19 protein-coding genes are annotated in these 21,859 nt (G+C 33.9%); 4 read left to right on the top strand and 15 right to left on the bottom strand.

Annotated elements, in window-relative coordinates:
* Nucleotides 1-53: 53 nt before the first annotated feature.
* The gene (locus tag QY331_01095; protein WKZ69846.1) at nucleotides 54-1,022 is read left to right on the top strand and encodes an L-threonylcarbamoyladenylate synthase; all 969 of its coding nucleotides are present in this window, start codon (nucleotides 54-56) and stop codon (nucleotides 1,020-1,022) included.
* On the opposite strand, the gene QY331_01090 is transcribed toward QY331_01095, so the two are convergent.
* Complete coding sequence (locus QY331_01090) at nucleotides 1,019-1,768, bottom strand: sulfite exporter TauE/SafE family protein (GenBank protein ID WKZ69845.1); 750 nt, start codon at nucleotides 1,766-1,768, stop codon at nucleotides 1,019-1,021. The two genes, QY331_01095 and QY331_01090, sit on opposite strands and share 4 nt — an antisense overlap.
* A 109-nt stretch (nucleotides 1,769-1,877) precedes the next feature.
* Here QY331_01090 and QY331_01085 point away from each other — a divergent pair, with 109 nt between their 5' ends.
* Nucleotides 1,878-3,386 carry a PAS domain-containing sensor histidine kinase gene (locus QY331_01085; GenBank protein ID WKZ69844.1) on the top strand — a complete coding sequence of 503 codons (1,509 nt, stop codon included), beginning with the start codon at nucleotides 1,878-1,880 and terminating at the stop codon, nucleotides 3,384-3,386.
* Here the strand turns inward: QY331_01085 and QY331_01080 are convergent.
* Complete coding sequence (locus tag QY331_01080) at nucleotides 3,383-4,216, bottom strand: hypothetical protein (GenBank protein ID WKZ69843.1); 834 nt, start codon at nucleotides 4,214-4,216, stop codon at nucleotides 3,383-3,385. The genes QY331_01085 and QY331_01080 overlap by 4 nt on opposite strands.
* A gap of 74 nt (nucleotides 4,217-4,290) precedes the next feature.
* Here QY331_01080 and QY331_01075 point away from each other — a divergent pair, with 74 nt between their 5' ends.
* Nucleotides 4,291-4,782, top strand: a complete 492-nt coding sequence (locus tag QY331_01075; GenBank protein ID WKZ69842.1) for a hypothetical protein — start codon at nucleotides 4,291-4,293, stop codon at nucleotides 4,780-4,782.
* Nucleotides 4,783-5,310, top strand: a complete 528-nt coding sequence (locus tag QY331_01070; protein ID WKZ69841.1) for a hypothetical protein — start codon at nucleotides 4,783-4,785, stop codon at nucleotides 5,308-5,310.
* On the opposite strand, the gene QY331_01065 is transcribed toward QY331_01070, so the two are convergent.
* The 13 genes from QY331_01065 to QY331_01005 form a co-directional block, all read right to left on the bottom strand.
* Nucleotides 5,311-8,004: a BamA/TamA family outer membrane protein gene (locus tag QY331_01065; protein ID WKZ69840.1), complete on the bottom strand. Its 2,694-nt coding sequence runs from the start codon at nucleotides 8,002-8,004 to the stop codon at nucleotides 5,311-5,313.
* 31 nt (nucleotides 8,005-8,035) lie between these two features.
* Nucleotides 8,036-9,892: a membrane protein insertase YidC gene (gene yidC, locus QY331_01060; GenBank protein WKZ69839.1), complete on the bottom strand. Its 1,857-nt coding sequence runs from the start codon at nucleotides 9,890-9,892 to the stop codon at nucleotides 8,036-8,038.
* Nucleotides 9,893-9,906: 14 nt separating this feature from the next.
* A complete protein-coding gene (yidD, locus tag QY331_01055; GenBank protein WKZ69838.1) occupies nucleotides 9,907-10,116 on the bottom strand; it encodes a membrane protein insertion efficiency factor YidD in 210 nt (69 codons plus the stop codon).
* Nucleotides 10,117-10,122: 6 nt separating this feature from the next.
* On the bottom strand, nucleotides 10,123-10,518 hold the full coding sequence (gene rnpA, locus QY331_01050) for a ribonuclease P protein component (protein ID WKZ69837.1): 396 nt from the start codon (nucleotides 10,516-10,518) through the stop codon (nucleotides 10,123-10,125).
* A gap of 4 nt (nucleotides 10,519-10,522) precedes the next feature.
* Nucleotides 10,523-10,666 (bottom strand): 50S ribosomal protein L34, encoded by a 144-nt coding sequence (gene rpmH, locus QY331_01045; protein WKZ69836.1) that lies wholly within the window; start codon nucleotides 10,664-10,666, stop codon nucleotides 10,523-10,525.
* 406 nt (nucleotides 10,667-11,072) lie between these two features.
* Nucleotides 11,073-11,768 carry a nucleotidyltransferase family protein gene (locus QY331_01040; protein WKZ69835.1) on the bottom strand — a complete coding sequence of 232 codons (696 nt, stop codon included), beginning with the start codon at nucleotides 11,766-11,768 and terminating at the stop codon, nucleotides 11,073-11,075.
* Nucleotides 11,765-13,195, bottom strand: coding sequence for an RNase adapter RapZ (locus QY331_01035; protein ID WKZ69834.1), 1,431 nt, complete (start codon nucleotides 13,193-13,195; stop codon nucleotides 11,765-11,767). The genes QY331_01040 and QY331_01035 overlap by 4 nt, the downstream gene beginning before the upstream one ends.
* A gap of 111 nt (nucleotides 13,196-13,306) precedes the next feature.
* Entirely contained in the window at nucleotides 13,307-14,578 is a 1,272-nt protein-coding gene (locus tag QY331_01030; GenBank protein WKZ69833.1) for a T9SS type A sorting domain-containing protein, read from the bottom strand.
* Nucleotides 14,579-14,862: 284 nt separating this feature from the next.
* Complete coding sequence (locus QY331_01025; protein ID WKZ69832.1) at nucleotides 14,863-15,816, bottom strand: aldo/keto reductase; 954 nt, start codon at nucleotides 15,814-15,816, stop codon at nucleotides 14,863-14,865.
* Between the two features lie 23 nt (nucleotides 15,817-15,839).
* Complete coding sequence (gene hutH / locus QY331_01020; protein ID WKZ69831.1) at nucleotides 15,840-17,396, bottom strand: histidine ammonia-lyase; 1,557 nt, start codon at nucleotides 17,394-17,396, stop codon at nucleotides 15,840-15,842.
* 132 nt (nucleotides 17,397-17,528) lie between these two features.
* A complete protein-coding gene (locus tag QY331_01015) occupies nucleotides 17,529-18,338 on the bottom strand; it encodes an MOSC domain-containing protein (GenBank protein ID WKZ69830.1) in 810 nt (269 codons plus the stop codon).
* Between the two features lies 1 nt (nucleotide 18,339).
* Complete coding sequence (gene hflX / locus QY331_01010) at nucleotides 18,340-19,608, bottom strand: GTPase HflX (GenBank protein WKZ69829.1); 1,269 nt, start codon at nucleotides 19,606-19,608, stop codon at nucleotides 18,340-18,342.
* A 119-nt stretch (nucleotides 19,609-19,727) separates the two neighbouring features.
* Complete coding sequence (locus QY331_01005) at nucleotides 19,728-21,821, bottom strand: BatA domain-containing protein (GenBank protein WKZ69828.1); 2,094 nt, start codon at nucleotides 21,819-21,821, stop codon at nucleotides 19,728-19,730.
* Nucleotides 21,822-21,859: the final 38 nt, after the last annotated feature.

Genomic DNA, 21,859 nt, shown 5'->3' with positions numbered 1-21,859 from the left:
TAATTCACAATTCCCTTTTATCTCGTTATCTTTGTTGGATAAATAATAAAATAATGAAACCAGTACAACCAACATCTGCTAATATAAAAAAAGCCGCCGATATAATTCGTTCAGGCGGAACAGTTGCATTTCCGACCGAGACCGTATATGGACTTGGTGCCGATGGGTTAAATCCGGTTGCAGTTGCTAAAATATTCGATATCAAAAATCGTCCTACATTCAATCCGCTTATTCTTCATATCGGGAGTATAGACCAACTTCATTCAGTTTGCAGAACTAATAATGATTGGGTAAACAAATTAATTGAAAAATTTTGGCCGGGTCCTCTTACATTAGTTCTGCCTAAAAAAGAAATTGTACCCGAGATAGTTACCGCTGATAATCCGACGGTTGCTGTAAGAATGCCGGATAATAAAATTGCTTTGGAGTTAATTAAGCATTCTCAAAGACCGATTGCCGCACCAAGTGCAAACTTATTTAATAGACTTAGTCCAACAACAGCCGAACATGTTTACACTCAGATCGGGAATAAAGTAGATATGATAATTGATGGGGGTGCTACAGAAGTCGGAGTTGAATCCACAATTGTGGAAATAGAAAACGAAAATGTTTACTTATTGCGACCGGGTGGAATTACTAAAGAGGAAATTGAAAAGTTGCTTGATCGTAAAGTTATAGTAAAACAAAAATCAGCAGACCCAAATTCACCGGGTCAATTACCTTTTCATTATTCTCCGAGAACCCCTTTATATTTCTTAAACAAGGTTGATTTAAAACAATTGAAGGGGAATAAAGTGGGAGCCATATTTTTATTTGAGCAGAATGTCGAATTCAATTTTAGTGAAGTAAATATTTTGTCAGAAGATAACAATTTACGCGAAGCCGCTGCAAATTTATTTTCCGCTCTTCACCATTTAGATGAACAAAACTTAGATTTAATATTAGTTGAGCCAATTCCCGAAGAAGGACTAGGTTTAGCAATGATGGATAGATTGAATAAGGCAGCAGCAAATTTTTCTTAAAAGACTTCCATTAATTTTAACGCCATAATAATAATTGAAACGATAAGTATCGGTTTAATGATTTTCTCGCCTTTTTTAACGGAAATTTTAGCAGACCACCAAGCACCCAATCCGTTTCCAGCAGCCAAACTAATTGCATAAAACCAAACTATATTATCAGTTAAGATAAATATTACAATTGCGGGAATAGTAAACAAGAATGTTATAAATACTTTATGAACATTAACTAGAACCAAACTCTCTTTTAACAGATAACTCAGAGCAGCCATAAGTAAAAATCCAACTCCTACTTGAATGAACCCCCCGTAAAAACCAATTCCAAACATTGCTAGATAAACAAGTACAGGAACATTCTGAATATTTTCAATGCTCAACACCTTCTTCTTTGGAATGAGAAGTGTTGCAACGACACCTATCATTACCACACCAAGAATTTTTTCAAACAACACTCCTTCGATTCTGCTTGCAACAATCGCACCTAAAATTGCTCCTGGTAATGTGAACAGACCCATTTTTAAACTTAGTTGAAAACGTGAATATTTCTCAGAGCGGAATGTATAAATAGCAACTATGCTTTGTACAAGCACCGCAATTCTATTAGTTCCGTTTGCGACTGTTCCGTCTAATCCCAAAAATATTAAAGCAGGTAGAGTTAAAGTGGAGCCACCGCCTGCCATTACATTAATAATTCCCGAAATAACTCCGGCTGCAAATAAAATTCCGACACTTTCAAAATCATTCAACATTCGGCACCCTAAACAATTCTTAAAAGAATTCGATAATTAACTTAAATGGAAGACTTGTAAGTCTTGATCACTCTTGTTATTTTATTTCCCGAACAAATCCGACAAACAAATGACAAATCAAAATAATAATTCCGAAAAAACAATTAACCTAAATTCATTCTTAGAATTTTGCAATCATCTTAATGAAATAATAATTATCACGGATAACAAAGATTTAATAGTCTTTACAAATGAAGCATTTAAAAAACATTTCGGATTTTCCGAACAACAAATTAAGGATAAAAACATTGATAATCTTTTCCTTAATAAGCAGAAAGATATTTCGGACGGTAAAATATCCACAGCTACTATGGTTGATAAGAACGGTGTGGAGTTTAAATGTGAACTAAAATCAGTGACTCATACCTCTAATGAAAACCTAGAGTATAAGTTTTTTTTCGTAAATGACTTGCGTGAAAAAATAGAACAAAAACGTGAGCTAAAAGAATATGAAGATAGATTTCAAACCTTGTTTTTAGAGATTAAAGATGCAATTTATGAAAGCACTCCCGATGGAACATTGGTCGATATGAATCCTTCCGGTGTTGAACTTTTTGGCTATAGTTCAAAAGAAGAAATGCTTAAAGCTAATATTGCCGAAGAATTGTATCTAAATCCATATGATAGAACTAAGTTCAAAAATCAACTTGAACGAGAAGGATATGTAAAAGATTATGAAATAGGTGTTCGTCGAAAGGATGGAACAATTGCGACAGTTTTAGAAACAGCATTCACAGTTAAAGATGCCGAAGGCAAAATTAAATCCTACCGTGGTATTTTGCGTGATATAACTGCCGCAAAAAATTATGAGGCAAAACTTCGCAAATATATAAATGAGCTTGGCCAAGTAAATAAACAGCTTATTAAATCTGAAGAGGAATTAAAGAATCTTAATGCCGCAAAGGATAAATTCTTTTCAATCCTTGCACATGATTTGAGAAGTCCCTTCACTTCGCTGATAGGTTATTCGGAATTTTTAATTGATGATATAGAAGAACTTTCTAAAGAAGAGATTAAATCATTTGCGGGAAACATTAATGAATCGGCACAAGTAGTTTTTAATCTGCTCGAAAACTTATTACAATGGTCTCGTGTACAAACAGGAAGGATTAAGATAGATCCGGAAATATATGATATTTCACAATTAGCTGATTCTACTATAAACTTACTAAAGAATAATGCGCTCAAAAAAAGTATTAAAGTCATCAATAATATCCCTCAAAGAACTTTGGTTTACTCGGATGTTCAAACTATCAGTTCGGTAATGCAGAACTTACTTTCCAACGCAATTAAATTTACTCCTAAAGAAGGCAAAATTGAGCTCGGCTGTATCACTGCTCATGAAAAAATTGATCTCTTTGTGGCAGATACAGGTGTTGGCATAAAAGAGGAAGATAAAGCAAAACTTTTTAGGATGGATCAACATCTAACAACTGCCGGGACTGAAAAGGAAGAAGGCTCAGGTTTGGGTTTAATTCTTTGTAAAGAATTAGTCGAGAAAAATAAAGGATCAATCTGGGTCGAATCCGAACTTGGAAAAGGAAGTACATTCTACTTTAGACTTCCCACACAAGGTTAATTCAATTTTACATGTGCTAATTTTTTAGCAATGGCGTTATCCAAAAAGGTTGGTATTACAGCGTTTCTTGTTTTCAACAATGCGTTTGGGTCTTCCGCTAAACTTAACATCGATAAATATTTTGCCTCGCCAAATTTGCTCACAACTTGTTCTTTTCTTTCAGGTTTATGCAAATGATGAAGCATGCTCGGCGGATCGGCTTCGGGATGAAACTGTAACCCGACTATCTCTTCCGAGATTCTTACTCCCATCAATGCACGTTCATAATCAACATGCGGACGTTCTTTTTCTATTGCGATAATCCTGGCACCGAGATTTTTTAATACATCTTGATTCGGTTGAATAACTTGGTATTCTCTAAAATCAGCGCCGTAAAATACAACTCCAAGTTTATTGAAAATCTTCTCATTTAAACCAGCTTCGGTTTTATGAATAGGCATGATACCGAATGATGTAGAATTTCTCTTTTTCACTTCAGCAAATCCATAATGTCTTGCCATTAGCTGGAATGAATGACAAATGAATAGAACATGTTTCTTTCTTTCTTCGGACTTATTAAACGAATCAATGCTTGATAATAAATTGAAATAAGACTTTTCCCAAACACTTCCCTCACCTTCGAACGGGCTTCCGGGACCACCTGATGAAATGTAGATATCATAATCTAATTCGGCGATTTCATTTTTTGATCTCACATCAAACAAATCATAATTAATTTTTAGATTAGCATTTCTTTCATCAGCTTCTTTAATCAAATCCTTAAGGCATCTAATTCCTTGATTTTCTTCACCGTTGTAAAGATCTAATATCGCAATTTTTAATTCTATCATTATCTCGAAATATTTTAAAATTGAAAGCGAAAATATACTCAATATCTGAGTTATTTTTATTAATTTCTCGTGTTATGAAGAAGTTAGATTTCAAACCTCACAAATCAAAGGATGATTTCAGAAAAAATTATAAACTGCATGACTTAGCGGAAAATCATGGAAAAAATTTATTAATCCAGTGGGGCATAGACTTTGAGGAATTTGGGAAGGATAAACGATTCGAAAAACTTTGGGAAAAAGGAGAAGACAAACCCGATTTGATAATTAACATTGGTGAACAGAAATTTTTATTGGATTGGAAAAGCAAACATAAATCAAAGTGGATATTAAACAAAAGAGCTTATGATTCATACATTAATTGGTCAAATAAATTTTCTACAAACGTGATAATCGCATTTTTTGTGTTTGATGAAAATAACAAATTAAGTGAAAGAAAATTTGCGGTTATAAATAAACACCCGGTTAAAGAGAATACCGAAAAGCAATGGGATAAAAATTCAACTATTGAGTTTTCAGATGAACTTCCGGATTTTACGAAATCAAATCTTGTAAATCAATTATTGTAAATGGAAAGAACAGAGATAGAAGATATTTTTCGTAATTCAAATGATAATGACGAATTGTTTGATGCTTTTCAATTCGCATTAAAATCTAATATTAATGAAATCGAGTTATATAAAATTTTACTTGCAAATCCGGCATTATCAGAAGATGAAATCTGCATGTACACCGATAAAATTGCAAAAGAATTTAAACAGCATTCATATCCAGTTTTTATGTGGACTGCAAAATTATTTGAACCGCTAACATATAAAATAGAATCACTCGAAAAATCTTTTTATTATTTTAGAAAAGCCGCGCAAAATAATCCCACAAATTATATTCCGTATATCGAAGCTATGAATCTATTCAACTACGAAATTGAAATGGAATTAAACGCTCATATAATTAAGTTTGTTGAAGATTCCGTACGTCATGTAAACAGGAAAAGCAAGGTATATTTAAAATTGGCAGAGCATTACAAACTTGTGGAAAACTTTGAACTTCAGAAGAAATATGAATTGTTAGCTCAAAAATCCAAAGAGCGTGAGTGATTAGTAGTAATAACCAATCGTAAAATAGAAATGTGTTTCTCCCCAGCTTAATACATTTTTAGGAAGAGCATTTTTAATTAGAAAACTTCTTCCAACTGAAAACTCCGCCGGTCCAATCGGAGTATCAATAGCAATTGTGCCGCCAATTCCATGGCGTAAATCTTTAAACCGTATATTTTCTTGTTGCGCCCATATTGACCCAAGATCATACCTTGCTTTAAAGTATGTATCGAAGAAAAATTTAACCGGAAGCTTATAACGGTATTCCAGCGATGAAATTAATATTTGTCTGCCTCGATATTCATATTCACGATAACCAAAAAATGAATTTTGTCCGCCGAAGGAAAATTGCTGGCTTAGCGGAAGTGTTTCGTCCCCATAACCAAATTTCAATCTGAGGTTTAAATTGTGGTCGTCGGTGAAAGCAAAATAACTGTTATAATCCAAGTAAAGTTTTGAATAGCCTATATCACCGCCAAAAGCTGTTTGTGCTGTTTCATAAAATCCGTTAAAATAAATTCCCTCTGTTGGGAAAGGATATCTGTTTTGTGAATCAATTGACAGCTCAAATTTTAATGCTGCTATATTGGTTGTGTATTCATCGCTCGATGCAAATTGTTCAATCGCTTTTATATTATCTTGTTGATATCTTGCTTCGACAATTATATTGCCGAATTTTTGGAATTGAGTTCCTATACCGATTGAGCCGCCAAAATATGACTGCGAATACTCACCAAGTTTTGTTCTTACAAATCTCTTTTCAGTGCTTGTTGAGTCGTCCATATATGTGTTTATATCAATAGAATTATAAAATGCTTGAATTTTATAAGTAAAGTACGTATTAAAAATTCTATTGGCACGAAGTTCAAGAGCGGCAAATTGATTTCTTATTCCACCTGTAAAAATTGCTCCAAGTTCAGTTCCGGTTCCTAGTAAATTTTCCTCCCTTATGTCGAAGGATGGTTGTGTAAAATATTCATTATCCAATCTTAGTCCGAATCGGAATAATAGTGATGGCTTTTCTTTTACTTCTACCGTCAAAATATTTTGATTTTCTTTTTGTTCAATCCTTAGTTCAATATTTTCGAATAGCCCGGTACTTCTTAAATTAGTTAATCCTTGTTCTACTTCTCCCCTCACAAAGATATCGCCTTCACTAAAGGGTAATTCTCTTAATATAATTTCGTCATTGGTCTTTTCATTACCGTGAACAATAAGTCTATCGATTGTCTGTTCATCAACATTTATGCGAAGAACGTTATCCTCAAATAAATAATCTGCTATTCTAACAAGTGAGTATCCTTCCGTTCTATAATGTCTAAGGATATTTAGAAAAGTTTCGAGAATTTTTTTACTGTTGAACGGTTTACCACGTAAATTCATAGACTTTGCAACAACCGAATCTGCATCTATTAATTTGGCTCCGGAAATAATAATATTCTCAACAACCGGATTCACTTCAAAACTTATTATGAGCTTAGATGATAACGAATCAATTTCTGCCGAGAGTGATTTGAAGTCATCAAGAGCAGGATAGCTTATAATAATTTTAATTAATTCCTTTTCGGAAATGTTTTGTCCATCAATTATTTGTTCATCTAAGTAATTTTTTAAATCGACATTTTCACAAACAATCTCCAAATTAGAGTAAAGCACTTCATCAATATCGATTTTTGAGAGAGTGAGTGATTCTATATTTTCTTTTAATATATTTGTCGATTCTCTGGATGATTGATAACCGGAATCTATCAACTTTCTTAATTCGGTAAAATCATTGTTCTTCCGATGATTAATATCAGGACGAATTATAACATCAGCATTTTTTAGATGTTCATCATTAATTAATCTCATCGGAATACTGACCAATTGATCGGCAATTTCCCAAGGATACTTAAGTTCTTCCGAAGTTCTTAATGGACTTGTTACATCAACAGCGACTATATAATCGGCATTAGTTTGTGAAGCAATTTCGACCGGTACATTTGCCACTAAACCACCATCAACCAAAATTAAACTATCAACCCGGACCGGTTCCAATACTAAAGATACACTTGAACTCGCTCTCATCGCAGCGCCGAGTGTTCCCTTACTCAACACATGTGGTTCCCCTGTTATAAGATTTGTACTAACTGCTTTAAATGGATATAAAAACTCATCAAAGTTGTAAACTGTATTCAACGGAGCATTTAGACTTAATAAATTAAGATAATTTGAAACACGTTGACCTGTATTAATTGCGGTGGGAATAACCGGTTCAAAACCATCCAATCTGATTGCAAAAATAGCTTTATCTTCAGTTACTTTTTGATCCAAGAAAAGTTCTCTTCTATTAGTTTCTTCTAACGAGAAAAAATCTATCCATGGGGCAGTTATAACAAGCGAATCGAGTTCATCGAGTGAATAACCTGCTGCATATAATCCACCCACAATACTGCCCATACTCGTTCCTATAATTTGGTCGAATTCAATACCGGATTCAGTAAGAGCTTTTAACACACCAAGTTGAGCAATTCCACGCGCACCGCCGCCACTTAAAGCCAATGCAACACGAGGATTATATTCAGAACGAAACGATGATAATTCGAAGGGGAGAGTTTGTTTAATTAGTTTTAGATCGAGTTCTTTTGATGTTTGAGCAAAAAATAAAGAAGGCAGTATTAAACATAAAACCAGAAATGTCGTCTTCTTAAACATTTGTTAACCCGATCTAAAACCAACATACAATTTAGAATTTTTTAGTCTTCTTTTTTGATTGTCTTGTAGCTTCCTTTTGTAACTTCTGTTGTTTCTCGGCAGCTTCCATCATCCTCGCCATAAATCCACCGCCTTTTTTCTTAGGATCTTTTACCGGAACTAATTCTTCATCTGTCTTATGATTATTGATATAGTACTGTTGAGCAATTGAGAATAAGTTGAACATGAAGTAGTAAAGATTAAGTCCCGAAGGAAAACTCATAAACAATACAGTAAACATAACCGGCATAATATAAACTAAGGCTTTTTGGCTCGGATCCTTAATTGACATTTTCTGCTGGAGAAACATTGTTATACCAAGAAGAAGAGCAAGTCCACTGATCTTGTCTACTCCAAACAAAGGAATCGTAAACGGAAGTGTGGCAATTATATCCGGTGATGACAGATTTGTTATCCACAAAATAAAAGGTTCTTCTCTAATTTCAATCGTAACATTAAAGAAAGTAAACAATGCAAATAAAATCGGCATTTGAAGCAGCATCGGTAAACAACCTCCGGCGGGATTAATGCCATAGGTTGAATACAACTTCATCGTTTCCTTCTGCACTTTTTGCTGATCATCGGGATATTTTTCTTTCAACTCTTTGATCTTTGGTTGAAGCATCGACATTCGCTTCATCGATTTATAACTTTGTTTGGTAAGCGGGTACAATGCTATTTTGATAATAATTGTAAACACAATTATTACAAACCCATAATTCGGTATAAAGTTATGCAAGAATAAAAACAGAGGAAGAATAATATATTCAGAAATTGGTCTTAGTAATTGTAACCCGAAAATACTTCCGAAGTCATACATCGCATCGAAGTTACGATTATATGAATGCAATAAACTATAATCCATGGGACCAATGTAAAGTAAGAATGAATCCTTTTGATGTTTCTGATTTTTGAATGGGATTTTTAAAGTGGCGCTATAATACTCTCTTGCACCATACTTTGTGTTGACATGAGTTCCTTCAAAATAAGCACCGCCATCAGAATTAGGTTTTTCAGGGGCAATTATAATACCGAAGTACTTATTTTTAACACCAATCCAATCAACAGAACCGGAGATATCTTTTGTTAATTTTTCTCCTTCACTGGTAGCATCAACAATTACTTGTTCACCGCCTGAAAATGCAGAGGCATTGCTATAATTTGCTTCATCTACAGAATTTTGTTCAACGAAATTAATTCCATTTTCCCACATCAAATCACAAGTGTAACTGCTGACTATGTCATCTAGATTTATTAATTCAATATCAACAGCCGCAGAATATTTATCTCCGTAAAAAGTAAAAGATTTTATAATTTCTCTTCCTTCACCCAAGGAGTATGTGTACTTTAGAGTTAATGAATCATTTTCGGAAATTTCATATTGATTTCCGCTAAGGGAGGCAGTAAACGGTAAATTCTTTGTATTAATAAGCTGTCCGCTTTTAGTAACAAACAATAAATTAAAATCGCCGCCTTCTGTTTGATTTACAAGCTGAACATGTTTATCGTAAAAATTGTCTTCAGGTATATCTCTATGATACCAAGTAGCATAATTTTTTAAGTAGAATTTTCTAATTCGTCCGCCGCTGCTAGTTAATTCAGCTTTAAAAAGATTGTTATCAATTGTTATTACTTGTTCCGGGATTATAACTTCGGGAGTAAGTATTTCATTATTTACTTCTTGTTCAGATTCATCGGATAGAACTGATTCGCTTTGCTGTTTATTAATTATGCTTGTAGTATCCGGTGTAGTAGCGGTTTGGGGTTGAGGTTCGGGTGCATTAAAATATAACCATACGACTAAAATGATACCTATTAAAACAAAAGCAGCTGTTGTTTGTTTATCCATTATATTTCCAAATTTTATTCAATGGGATCATAGCCCCCTTTATTAAAGGGATTACATCTTAAAATTCTCCAAACAGATTTTGCGCCTCCCTTAATAACACCATATTTTCTAAATGCTTGAACCGAATATTCCGAACATGTCGGGTAAAATCTGCATGAAGGCGGGAATAAAGGAGAAATAAATTTTTGGTAAAGCTTAATCAGATATATAAAAATATTACGCATCTATATTCAAACGACCTTAATTCTGCCAACCAACTCGATAAACGAAGGCATAATATCTTTTAGATGAATCGTTTTTTCAGTTCTTTCATTAAAATTATTTGGAGAAAAAACAATCAGTAAATTACCTTGATCCAAATTCAATGCCTGGTACAACAAATTTTTATTCAATCTGAAAGATTCTCTTAAAAGTCTTTTTACTCTATTACGCCAGACGGCTTTTCCCGCCCTCTTATGAACAGCAAACGCAGCCTTAATTAAGCCGCGTTCGTTTGTTTTATCGAAAAAGTATGTTGCTTTTAATTTTTTATCGGAAGAGTAAACAGTAGTACCAAAGCTATAAACCTTTTCAAAATCATTTTTTCGTTTGATGCGTTCTGATTTTGAAAACCCTTGATTCTTCACATTTTTATTCGTCGCTAACTGTTAATTTTTTTCTTCCTTTTGCTCTTCTTCTCGAAAGAACTTTTCTACCGTTTTTGGTAGCCATTCTTTCACGAAATCCGTGTTTATTTTTACGCTTTCTGTTGCTTGGTTGAAATGTTCTTTTCATTACAATATACCTTTATTAAAATATAACTTTTCAAAAGAACCGAAAAATATGGAAATATTAAATTATTTACAAGGAAGGAGTTAGGCAAAAATAGTAGGGCGAAAGTTTACCGGCTGCCACCAGCCAAGAGACAACCGATGCTCCCGCCCTCTCAGTAACGAACCAGACGTTTGTTCGAATTTTTTGTTTTTACGTCTTAAAAATGAGGGTGCATTTTCTCTATACTGTTCAACCGATGTGCCATCTTAAAATGTCTAAAAATGGGGAATTTTCTAACTTTTTAATGAATTATTAATGTCTCATTTTGAGGATTTTGGGCTACTGTTTCAAAATTTGACACAAATTTAAACTTGTGGGTCTAGTACAGTGAGATTAAGATGAGGTAGGTGGTAACTTCATAGAAAAATTATAACCCATTAAGATCTTCAATTTTGCCAACATCCTGCCAAAATGAATAATTGTGCAGATATCCTTTTATTAGCTCATGCTTCGAGGCGGTTAAATAGACATCTATAATTGAGAAAACATCTTTATTAGGAAAGAAATCGAATATTTTGGGGCTCATAATTTGAATTCCGCTAAACGCAAATTGATTTAGATTATTTCGTCTTCGTGAGATTATCTTCTCATTTTTATTAACATTTTCCCATCCGCATAAAATCATATCGTTATCAAATAAAAAATACCTCGAGCTTTTTCTATTTCTAACTGCTACGGTTGCAAGAGAGTTATTTTTTATGTGGATATTATAAAGTTCTCTTAGATCTATGTCAGAGACAATATCAACGTTATGCACAAGGAAAGGTTGATCATCGAAAAACCACTTTGCTTTTTTAAGCCCGCCACCGGTATCCAATAACTTATCACGTTCATCAGAAATAACAATTTTTGCTTTGAATTTTTTCTCATTTACAAACTGAATTACTTGATCAGCAAAATGATGCGCGTTAATTATTATTTTATCAATTTCATTTTCGATTAAGCGGTTGATTGTAATTTCAAGTAGAGATTTCCCTTTTACTTCAACTAATGCTTTTGGTTTATCATTAGTTAGCGGGCGAAGGCGAGTTCCTAAACCGGCAGCAAAAATCATTGCTTTCATAACTCATCTCGTTTTTTTAACTCTGTATGTTTAACATCAACTTGAAGATTTGGTTTGGTGAAAAAGTATTTTGCAGTTTTTTCGGCACAATAAACCGAACGATGTTGTCCACCGGTACAGCCGAAATTTATCATAAGATTTTTAAACCCGCGTTCTTGATATTCTTTTACGGTTGGTAAAATTAATTTCCATACATTTTTTAAATACTTATCAACATCAGATTTTTCTTCTAAAAATTTTATAACCGCATCATCCTTACCGGTTAATATTTTATACTCGTCATATCGTCCCGGATTATTTAATCCACGACAATCGAAAACAAATCCTCCTCCATTACCAGAAGTATCTTGAGGTATACCCTGCTTATACGAAAAACTTGTTATTGTTATTTTGAGCCTATCGTTTTTTTCTTCTCTAAATTTCTTTCGGATTTCCGAGTTAATTATTCCGGCGATTGCAAAAAATAATTCATCACAGTTAATTGTCACTTTTTGATTTTCGATAAGCCATTCAAGATTATCTATTGCGTGAGGAATACTTTTTAGGAAATGATCTTTCCTTTCATAGAAACCTCGAAAACCATAAGCGCCGAGTGTCTGAAGTATGCGAACTAAAACAAATCCATAATAATATTTTATAAACTCGTCTGTGTTTACTTGAATGTCCTTTTGCAATTCATTTAAATAATAGTTTAGAAGTTCTTCTCTTTGATCAAATGTGAGATTTGCTCGCGCACTCCAAAGCAATGAGGCGACATCGTATTGAAGAGCACCTTTTCTTCCGCCTTGAAAATCTATAAAATAAAGTTGATTGTCCTTTATCATAATGTTGCGTGATTGAAAATCTCTGTACATAAAATAGTCTGCATTAACTCCGCTTAAATATTTTGCTAGTACTTTAAAATCATTTTCTAATTTTTGTTCATCGAACTGAATGTCTGCCAATTTCAGAAAATAATACTTGAAGTAGTTCAAATCCCACAAAATTGACTGCTCATCAAATTTATCTCGCGGAGAACAAACCGAATAGTCTAAATCTTTTCCGGCTTCTATTTGAAAATTTAAAAGTGTACGCAACGCTTGTTGATAATATTCTTTAACAGTATTTGTAAATCCTTCTTGATTTAACAAATCAAACAAAGTTTGATTCCCCAAATCTTCAATTAGATATAAATTCTCGTTTAAGTCTTCCGCTAAAACTTGCGGAACTGGTAAGTTTTTTGTGAAAAAGTGTTTAGCAAAGGTTATAAATGCTCTGTTTTCGGCTTTATCTTTGTTTAAAGCTGCTATTGCAGATGCTGTTTTCCCGGTTATTCTAAAATATTTCCGGTTTGAACCTGATTGTGGAAGCGGAACTATCGTAATAGCATTTTCGATTGACCATGATTTGAAAAGTCGATTTATATTTTCTTTTAAAATTGGATTCATAAGGATGTCTATTGTTCCGGTTAATTTATACAATAATTTTGAAAAATGAATTGATAGATATTACCCCGCAAGCATTTAATTTGCTAACAGGGCTTAGAAGAATTTTTCGGATTATCTTATTAACAGCATTTTCTTTGTGTCGGTAATGTTACCAATTTCTAATTTATAAAAGTAAATTCCGCTCGAAAAATCTCCAGCAGCAAATTGAATTTCATGAGTTCCTGACTGTAGCTTTTGGTTTACCAATACTGTCACCTTTTTACCGAGAACATCATAAACTACAAGTTTTGTGTTTAACGTTTCACCTTTAATGTCCATTGGTATTGAGAACTTTATTGTTGTCGTTGGATTAAATGGATTAGGATAATTTTGATACAATTGAAAATTTATAGTGAGAATTTCATCGTTATCTTCCACACTTGTGAGAGGTTCACTTTTGAAAATTCCCTCACCGGTAACTGCAAAAATATTGTTAGATGAATTTGCGACTAAAGAATAAACTCCAAGGTGAGTCAACCCTTCATTCATATCCTTAAACCAAGTTCCGTTTGGGAAGCCGGATACGAATACACCGCTTTGGCCTGTCCCAATAATTAAATTGTCCTGGTAATCTGTTGTCATCGAATGAACCCAGCCATTACCACCACCATCATGAACCTGGCTCCAATTTAATCCATAGTCGGTTGACATATAAAGTCCATCTCCGGTTCCAGCAAAATATTTTTCATTAGAAGTTTCTAACAATGCAAGAATTGGAGCACTAGTTGTTTGCGGAAGTCCCAAACTTGATTTCGTCCAACCATCACCATAATTATTAGAGAAATATATTTCACCAAGATTATTACCTAGCATTATTTGTCCGTGTAAATCAGCAGCTATAGTATTTGGAATTCCTGATAGACCATTATTTACACCAACCCAATTTACTCCATTATCAACCGATCTTATGACGCCGTAATTTGGAGCGACTGCAAAAATATATCCATTCGACGCGACTGTAATTTCTCTAATTTGATTAAATGTAAGACCGGTTTCAAGTTTAACCCAGTTCTCCGCATTATCTGTTGATTTAAATATTCCATCCCAAGTACCTACGAATATTTCGTCTGCTGAATTTATGGCAACCGTCCAAGCTTCCAAATTAGTAAGACCATTATTTTTTTGAACCCACAATCCACCGGCGTTTGTAGAAACAAAGATTCCGTCACCGCGTGTTGCGAGACAAAGAACATCATTAGAATTAACTGCAAGATCGCTAGGATTAAAACTTGTCATCCCATTATTAACAGGCACCCAGAAATCTGTTTGTGCTAAAATATTGGTTGTGAATAAAACGATAAGGATGACAAAAAGACATTGTTTGAGGTTGAGATGGATATTCATTTGATGCCTCCTGTATGGAGATTGAATTTTACTAATTGTTAATAGGTTAGTTTGTTGTGATTCCTTTAAGGCAAAGTTTATATAGAAACACTCTTATACAAAGAGTGATAAATTCAACGTTGAGATTTTGGAAAGAATCCTAAGGAATTATAAGTAAATTAATTTTTATTTTCTATGCGTTAAATTGCTTTTGATTAGAGAGCAAATTAGATATGTGGATAATATATCTTTTCTAAATTTTCAATTTGCTGTAGGGACAACTCATGAATTGTCCCTACAAAAAATTACAAGACTGATTCAAGTCTTCTTACTTCTTCTGTACTTAAAACAAAATCATGTGCGGACATAACTTCTTCTGCTTGTCTTGCATTTCTTGCCCCGACAATTGCCGCGGTTACTGCTTCATGCTTCAACGTCCATGCAATTGCAACTTCTCCTACATGACGATTATGGTCTGACGCAATTTGTTTCATTTCTTCAACAAGTTTCAAATTTTTGCTGAGACTAGGTTCTGTAAAATCGCGTGAATTTTTTCTCCAATCATCATCCGGTAATTGTTCGATTTTATCACGATTATATTTTCCGGTTAAAATCCCTGATCCCATCGGGGAATAAATAATGGTTCCGATATTTTGTTTTTTAACATATGGAAGAATTTCTTCCTCAATATCTCGGCTTATTAAACTATACTTTGGTTGAAGTGAAGTAATTGGTGCAATAGATTCTGCAATTTTCATTTGCTCAACATTAAAATTAGAAACACCAATGTGTTTTACTTTCCCTTCTTCCTTTAATCTTGCCATCATTTCCCAAGCCGGTTTAATTTTTTCAGTATCGTCTTCGGGCGGCCAATGAATTTGATACAAATCAATTGTATCGGTTTGTAACCTTCTCAAACTATCTTCGCATTCTTTTCTAATAGAATCCGGATCGTGATTCTTTCTGACATGTCCATTATTATCCCAGATTAAAGAACATTTTGTAAATACATACGGTCTATTGCCATCATATTCTTTAAGTGCCTTGGTTACAATTTCTTCAGAATGTCCGACTCCATAAACAGCGGCTGTATCAATCCAATTAATTCCCATATCTAATGCTTTATGAATTGCTTCAATGGATTCTTTATCATCTTGACCTCCCCAACCAAAATCCCAACCTGCACCGCCGATTGCCCATGCACCGAACCCTATTAGAGTAATTTCTAAATTGGAATTGCCTAATTTTCTTTTTTCCATTTTATCTCCGTATTAGTTCAACATTACTTTAGTGTAACAACTTTTTCAACCGATTTCAATAGTTCACCGCCCCTAACAAGTTGAATAACTTTTTGAATATCGTCATAGAGTATTCTATCTTTTTTCAACGGTTTAACCTGTGTTCTGATTTTTTTATAAAGCACTTGTGTACCTTTACCGGGTTTTAACGGTTTCAAAAATTCAATCCCCTGTGCAGCAGTTAGATACTCAATTGCAATAACGGTTTCAACATTTTTTAATATTTCGTAACACTTTCTTGCGGCAATTGATCCCATCGAGTTATGATCTTCTTGATTTGCCGAGGTTGGAATAGAATCAACACTTGCGGGATGTGCTAATGTTTTATTTTCCGAAACGAGTGCGGCTGCAGTATATTGTGCAATCATTAACCCGGAATTTAATCCGCCATGTTCGGTTAAGAATCTCGGTAATTGACTGAGTGAACCGTTTACTAATCTTTCAATTCTTCTTTCGGAAACACTTGCTAATTCAGCTAAAGCAATTGACATGAAATCCATTGCAAGCGCCATCGGTTGTCCATGAAAATTTCCTCCTTCACGATGATCTCCTTGTTCAGGGAAAATTAACGGATTATCGTTAACCGAGTTTAATTCAATCTCAACTTTTGAACAGACGTAATCAATTGCATCACGTGATGCACCATGAATTTGTGGAATGCATCTTATCGAATATGAATCCTGCACGCGTGGATCATTTTTTAAATGTGATTTTCTTATCTCGCTTCCTTTAATTAATTCCAGCATATTTTTTGCAGTGGTAATTTGTCCGGGGAAAGGGCGAAGTTTATGTAGTCGTGGATCGTATGCTTTGTCCGTTGCTCTTAATGCTTCATGACTTAATGCAGCGCTTCCGTCGGTAAGCTTGTTAAGTTTTCTTGCACGATTACAAATCACCGAAGCAAATGCAGTCATCATTTGTGTCCCGTTGATTAGCGCTAGACCTTCTTTTGCCTTTAGTTTAACCGGCATTAATCCATGTTTTTTCAGAGCCGATTTTGATGATATTGTGTTTGTAAATTTATCTGTTTCTTCATCAACGTTTTTGAAGACTTGAACTTTACCTTTTCCAATCATGCCTAAGACAAGATGAGCAAGAGGAGCTAAATCACCGCTTGAACCGACCGAACCTTGAGATGGAATTACAGGAATTATATTCTTATTCATCATATCAATCAAAAGCTGTAAAGTTTCCAGACGAATGCCCGAATGTCCGGAAGCAAGCGCGTTTGCTCTAAGCAGCATCATTATTTTCACGATGAACGGAGGAAGGTTTTCACCAACTCCGGTTGCATGACTAACTATTAAATTTTCTTGAAGCTGATCATTCTCATCTTTTGAAATTTTTACATTGGCGAATTCACCGAATCCGGTAGTAACGCCGTAAACAACTTTATCCTCGGCAACCCAATTTTCAACTAGGGCGCGAGCTTTATTTACTTTTTTCTTCGCATCGTTTGTTAATTCTACGGTTGGATTTTCTTTTAAGAAGAAATCAATTTTTTCAAGTGTAAGTGATTTGCCGTCGATTTTGAGTTTCATATATAAATCCTTATAAAACAGTGGAGTTATTTAAGGTATGCAATTTAATGATAATTGAGAAGAACATCTCGCGCAACAAAATTGTCAAACTATCCTCCAGAAGCCCAACCCCGATTTATCGGGGTTGGGATTCTAGTTATTGGATATTTTTAATACATCACCAATTTTAATAATGCCGTTTCCTTCATGCAGTAAATTCATTCCGAACATTACTTTATTTTCAACGGATCTATAAGTTGCCAGAGTTTTAAGGGGTTCAATTCCTTGATTAGCATTGCTCTGATCAATTGTTGTGATTACACAACGGGCACAAGGTTTAACCGGTTTAAATACTATTTCGTTTATTAGAAATTTTTTCCAAGTGTCTTCGTCGTGAGGTAAACCACCGGCAAAAACTAAATTGGGTCTAAATCTATTTATCGGCAGAGGTTCATCTAATTTTGAATTAAGCAAGTTAAGTGATTCTTGTCCAATTATTAAAAACGGATATCCGTCGGATAAGTTTGTAATCTCATTATTATTTGCAAATCTTTGATCCACTTTTCTTAGCGAGTCATCCGGCATGTGTACAAGTTTACACTCTATGTTTAAGTAATTAGAGAACCACTCATTTATTTCTTCATTTGATTCGATGACGTTAACTTCATCATCCCATACTATTGCTTTACTGGTTTTCTTTATCTCTTGTTCAATCGGGATTTCTACTTTATCGTTTGGATAATTTTTTGCGAATACTTTCAGCTTACTACCACTTAGTTCTGTCTGAAGCAATGACATCTGTTTATGTTTGCGTTGAGATAAAAACGAATTGTTATTATCAACAAGCATCCACCTTCTATCGTGCTTAAATCCGCGATCGGTCACTTCGGTCGATTCAACTGAAAATCCACCCAATGATTTAATGGGATAGATATATATTTCACTTACATGATAATTGCTCAATTTACTTAACCTCATTAATAAGGTTACTAATTTTATTAACTGTCGGTTTGTTAGCACGGAATTTCATTATTATAACGTCATCTTCATACTTTACATCAACAACTTCTGCAAGCGAATGGATTTGCGACACTAATTTTGAATGATGATTCTTAAGCTCGACAACATGTTCAATAAAATTTTCCTCATAAATTTTCAGTAGTTTGTCTCTAAGCTTTGTGATATTGATTCCCTTTTGTGCTGAAATTAAAATTGCATTGTCAAACTTATTAAGCACATAATCCATTTTTGTTTTATCAGTGATCAAATCAACTTTATTGAATATTCTGATTTGAGTTTTCTTATCCGTACCAAGCTCTTTCATTGTATCATCAACCACATCAATATGATCTTCGAATGAGGGATGCGACACATCAATTACATGTAGAATTAAATCTGCATCGCGAACAACATTTAATGTTGATTTAAATGAAGCCACAAGATGATGAGGAAGTTTGCGAATAAACCCGACCGTATCACTTATTAGTATTTTTTTATCCTGCTCAATTTCAAACGAACGTGTAGTTGAATCAAGTGTAGCAAAAAGTTTATTCTCCGCTAAAACTCCAGCACCGGTTAACAAATTTATCAATGTAGATTTACCGGCATTAGTATAACCTACCATCGATGCTTTTATAAAATCTTCACGCCCGCTGCTTTTTGTTCTTTGCTGCGATTCAATTTTATCGAGTTTGTCTTTAAGCTTTGCAATTCTATCGCGTATAATTCTTCTATCTGTTTCAATCTGAGTTTCACCGGGACCTTTCGTTCCGATACCACCGTATTGCTTGGAAAGGTGAGTCCATGCTCGTGTTAAGCGAGGTAAAGTATACTGTAATTGTGCAAGTTCAACTTGAACCTTTGCTTCTCTGGTTCTTGCGTGAGAGGCAAAAATATCAAGTATCAATCCGCTTCTATCAATAATCTTTTTTTCAAACATCTTTTCAAGATTTCTAACCTGTGTTGCGGTTAAGTCGTCATCAAAAATTATAAGATTGATTTTATTCAACTCTGCAAGTTCGGCAATTTCTTCGGCTTTACCTTTGCCTATGTAAAATGCCGAATCAGGTTTGCTTTTATCCTGCATAATTTTAAATATTGTATTGGCTCCCGCAGTATCGGCAAGCATTTCAAGTTCATCAAGATGTTCTTGTACTTTTTCTTTTGATACTTCACGAGTTGCTAATCCAACCAGTATCGCATCTTCTCTTTCAATTTTTGGTAGTTCTATCATATTTTTTTTATCCAATATTTACTTTAGATTCCCGCTAAAAGCATACCGGAATTACAGGATGTTAAGCTAATTTTCGGATTAACGTTTTCATGGTTTGCAACTTACCATAACTTAATACATTACGTCTTTAACTCGGCAAAATCTTTTCTGGAATTTTTAGAGACAAACATTTCAATCAATGCAATAAATAAAGCGGCAATTAGAAAATATTTCCAGAGTTCGGTTCCAAACCTAGCTTGCTTAATTGATTCTTTATAATTCGTTGATGGTTCAATAAACGTATAATTATCTTCAACCGATAATTGATTTAAAACTTTTTCGATTTCTTCATTACTAGCGTAACTTGTAACAGATTCCGCCGGATCAAAATTTACCACAACAAAATCTATAAGTTCTTCACCAGAATAAATTTTATAGACTCCGAGCTGATCGGTTTTGTCATACGAGATAAAATTTTGATCACTAAATTCATCTAGATTAATAAACTCCTCGGTTTTATCCGGCTTTACAATTTTTAACTGCGGAAGGTTTAATTTACTAATTCTGATTTCAAAACTCTCTCCGGCGATAATATGTTTACCCGCATCGGATTTTGATGTTTGATACAGCATAGACTTATTTATTAAAGGAGCAAACAGAGATTTAACCGGAAAATTATTCCAACTGAGTAACGGCGAACTATTAAATAATAATAGGCGACCTTTACCTTGTTTAATTTCACTTAGGAATAATGAATTATCGTTTAGACTTATTATGGGGAACAATTGCTCGCTTGGAAGAATTTTGAAGTATGTATAAACTTCAGGAGACTCAACTTTTGTATCTTTTTCATTTTCAAATAAATCACTGAAGATGGGATGTTCATATTCAACTTTGTTGAAATATGCAATTGATTCAGTTGAATTTGCTGACCCAACTTGAGTTATGTTTTGGCGAATTCCAAGTTCGGATAATAACTTCCGGATATTATTCGAATCACTTAACGAGCCCGGGAAGAGAATAACTCTTCCTCCATCTTCAATATATTTTTGAATTGCTTCAGCATTACTGATATTATTTGAACCGATAATTACTACAACATCGTAAGTTGAGTTCAAGTTAAAAGTTAATTCTGAATTGCTGATTTCTTTTATAATCGTTGTTCGTTTATCGGATGAAGTTTCTAAAGCTAGTTTTACAAATCTTGCGTCAGTTAGGCCATCAGCGGCTAACAAAACACTTATTTCCTCAGGGACTAAAAATGCAGTATATCGAACATTATCATGAGTAATATCATCTTGTTCAATCTCTAAAAATGATTCTATCAAACCGCTTTTATCTAATACTGTTTGAAGGTAAATCGACTTAGTACTTTCATTTTCAAAAGAAAAACTCTGCTGAGCCGAACGAGTATTATTCATAAATAAAGATGCTACACTACCTGAATTACCATTCGAATTAAACTTTTGTATCTGTGCCGAAAAAGAAATTTCTTTCCCCGGTTCCAGCAGTTGATTCTCCAAGTCGAACTCTGTAATTCCACTATTATAAATTTCTTCATTCGCAAAATTCATTAGATAGATTTTCAAATTGGCATCAAGTTTAAAATCATAACTTGAGATATTATCGACAAAGTCCTTTTGACTAAAATCCGATAGTATGAACAACTCTTTATTGAAGTTGTTTGATGATTTTAGTAAATCATTTGCAAGTAATATTGCATCATGCATTTCGTACTTTTGAACAGAAATATCAGCAGTGTTAATATTTTTTTCTAAATCCGTTATACTGGTTGTAAACTTACCTTCATTTAATGATGATGAAAAAATAATCGCGGCTTCATCACCTTGTTGAAAATCTTGCATAATAGTTTTTACTATTTCTTTCGCTTTATTAAAATGAGAACCATTTCCTTTAACTACTGACATGCTGAATGAATTATCGATTATAAAAACGGTTGAAGTTTTTGCTGCAGAAGTACCAGCAATCGTAAACGTCTCGAAAGTTGGTCTAGCAAAAGCTGATACCAACAATAGAATTAAAAGTATTCTTAATGCAAGAAGCAGCCACTGTTTAAATCTAAGTTTACGAATTTTTGTTTTCTGTAATTCCTTCAAAAATGCGAGCGTACTAAATTCAATTTTCTTCAATTTTTGCAAGTTGAGAAAATGAAGCAGTACCGGAATTGCTGCCGCGAGAAGTCCTATTAAGAAAGCGGGATTAAGAAATACCATTTACTATTTTCTATTTACGATTGATTATTTACTATTTA

This window comes from Melioribacteraceae bacterium (genome assembly GCA_030584085.1).
In the GTDB taxonomy this organism is placed as follows: domain Bacteria; phylum Bacteroidota; class Ignavibacteria; order Ignavibacteriales; family Melioribacteraceae; genus SURF-28.
This window is presented reverse-complemented; position numbering and strand designations above follow the sequence as displayed.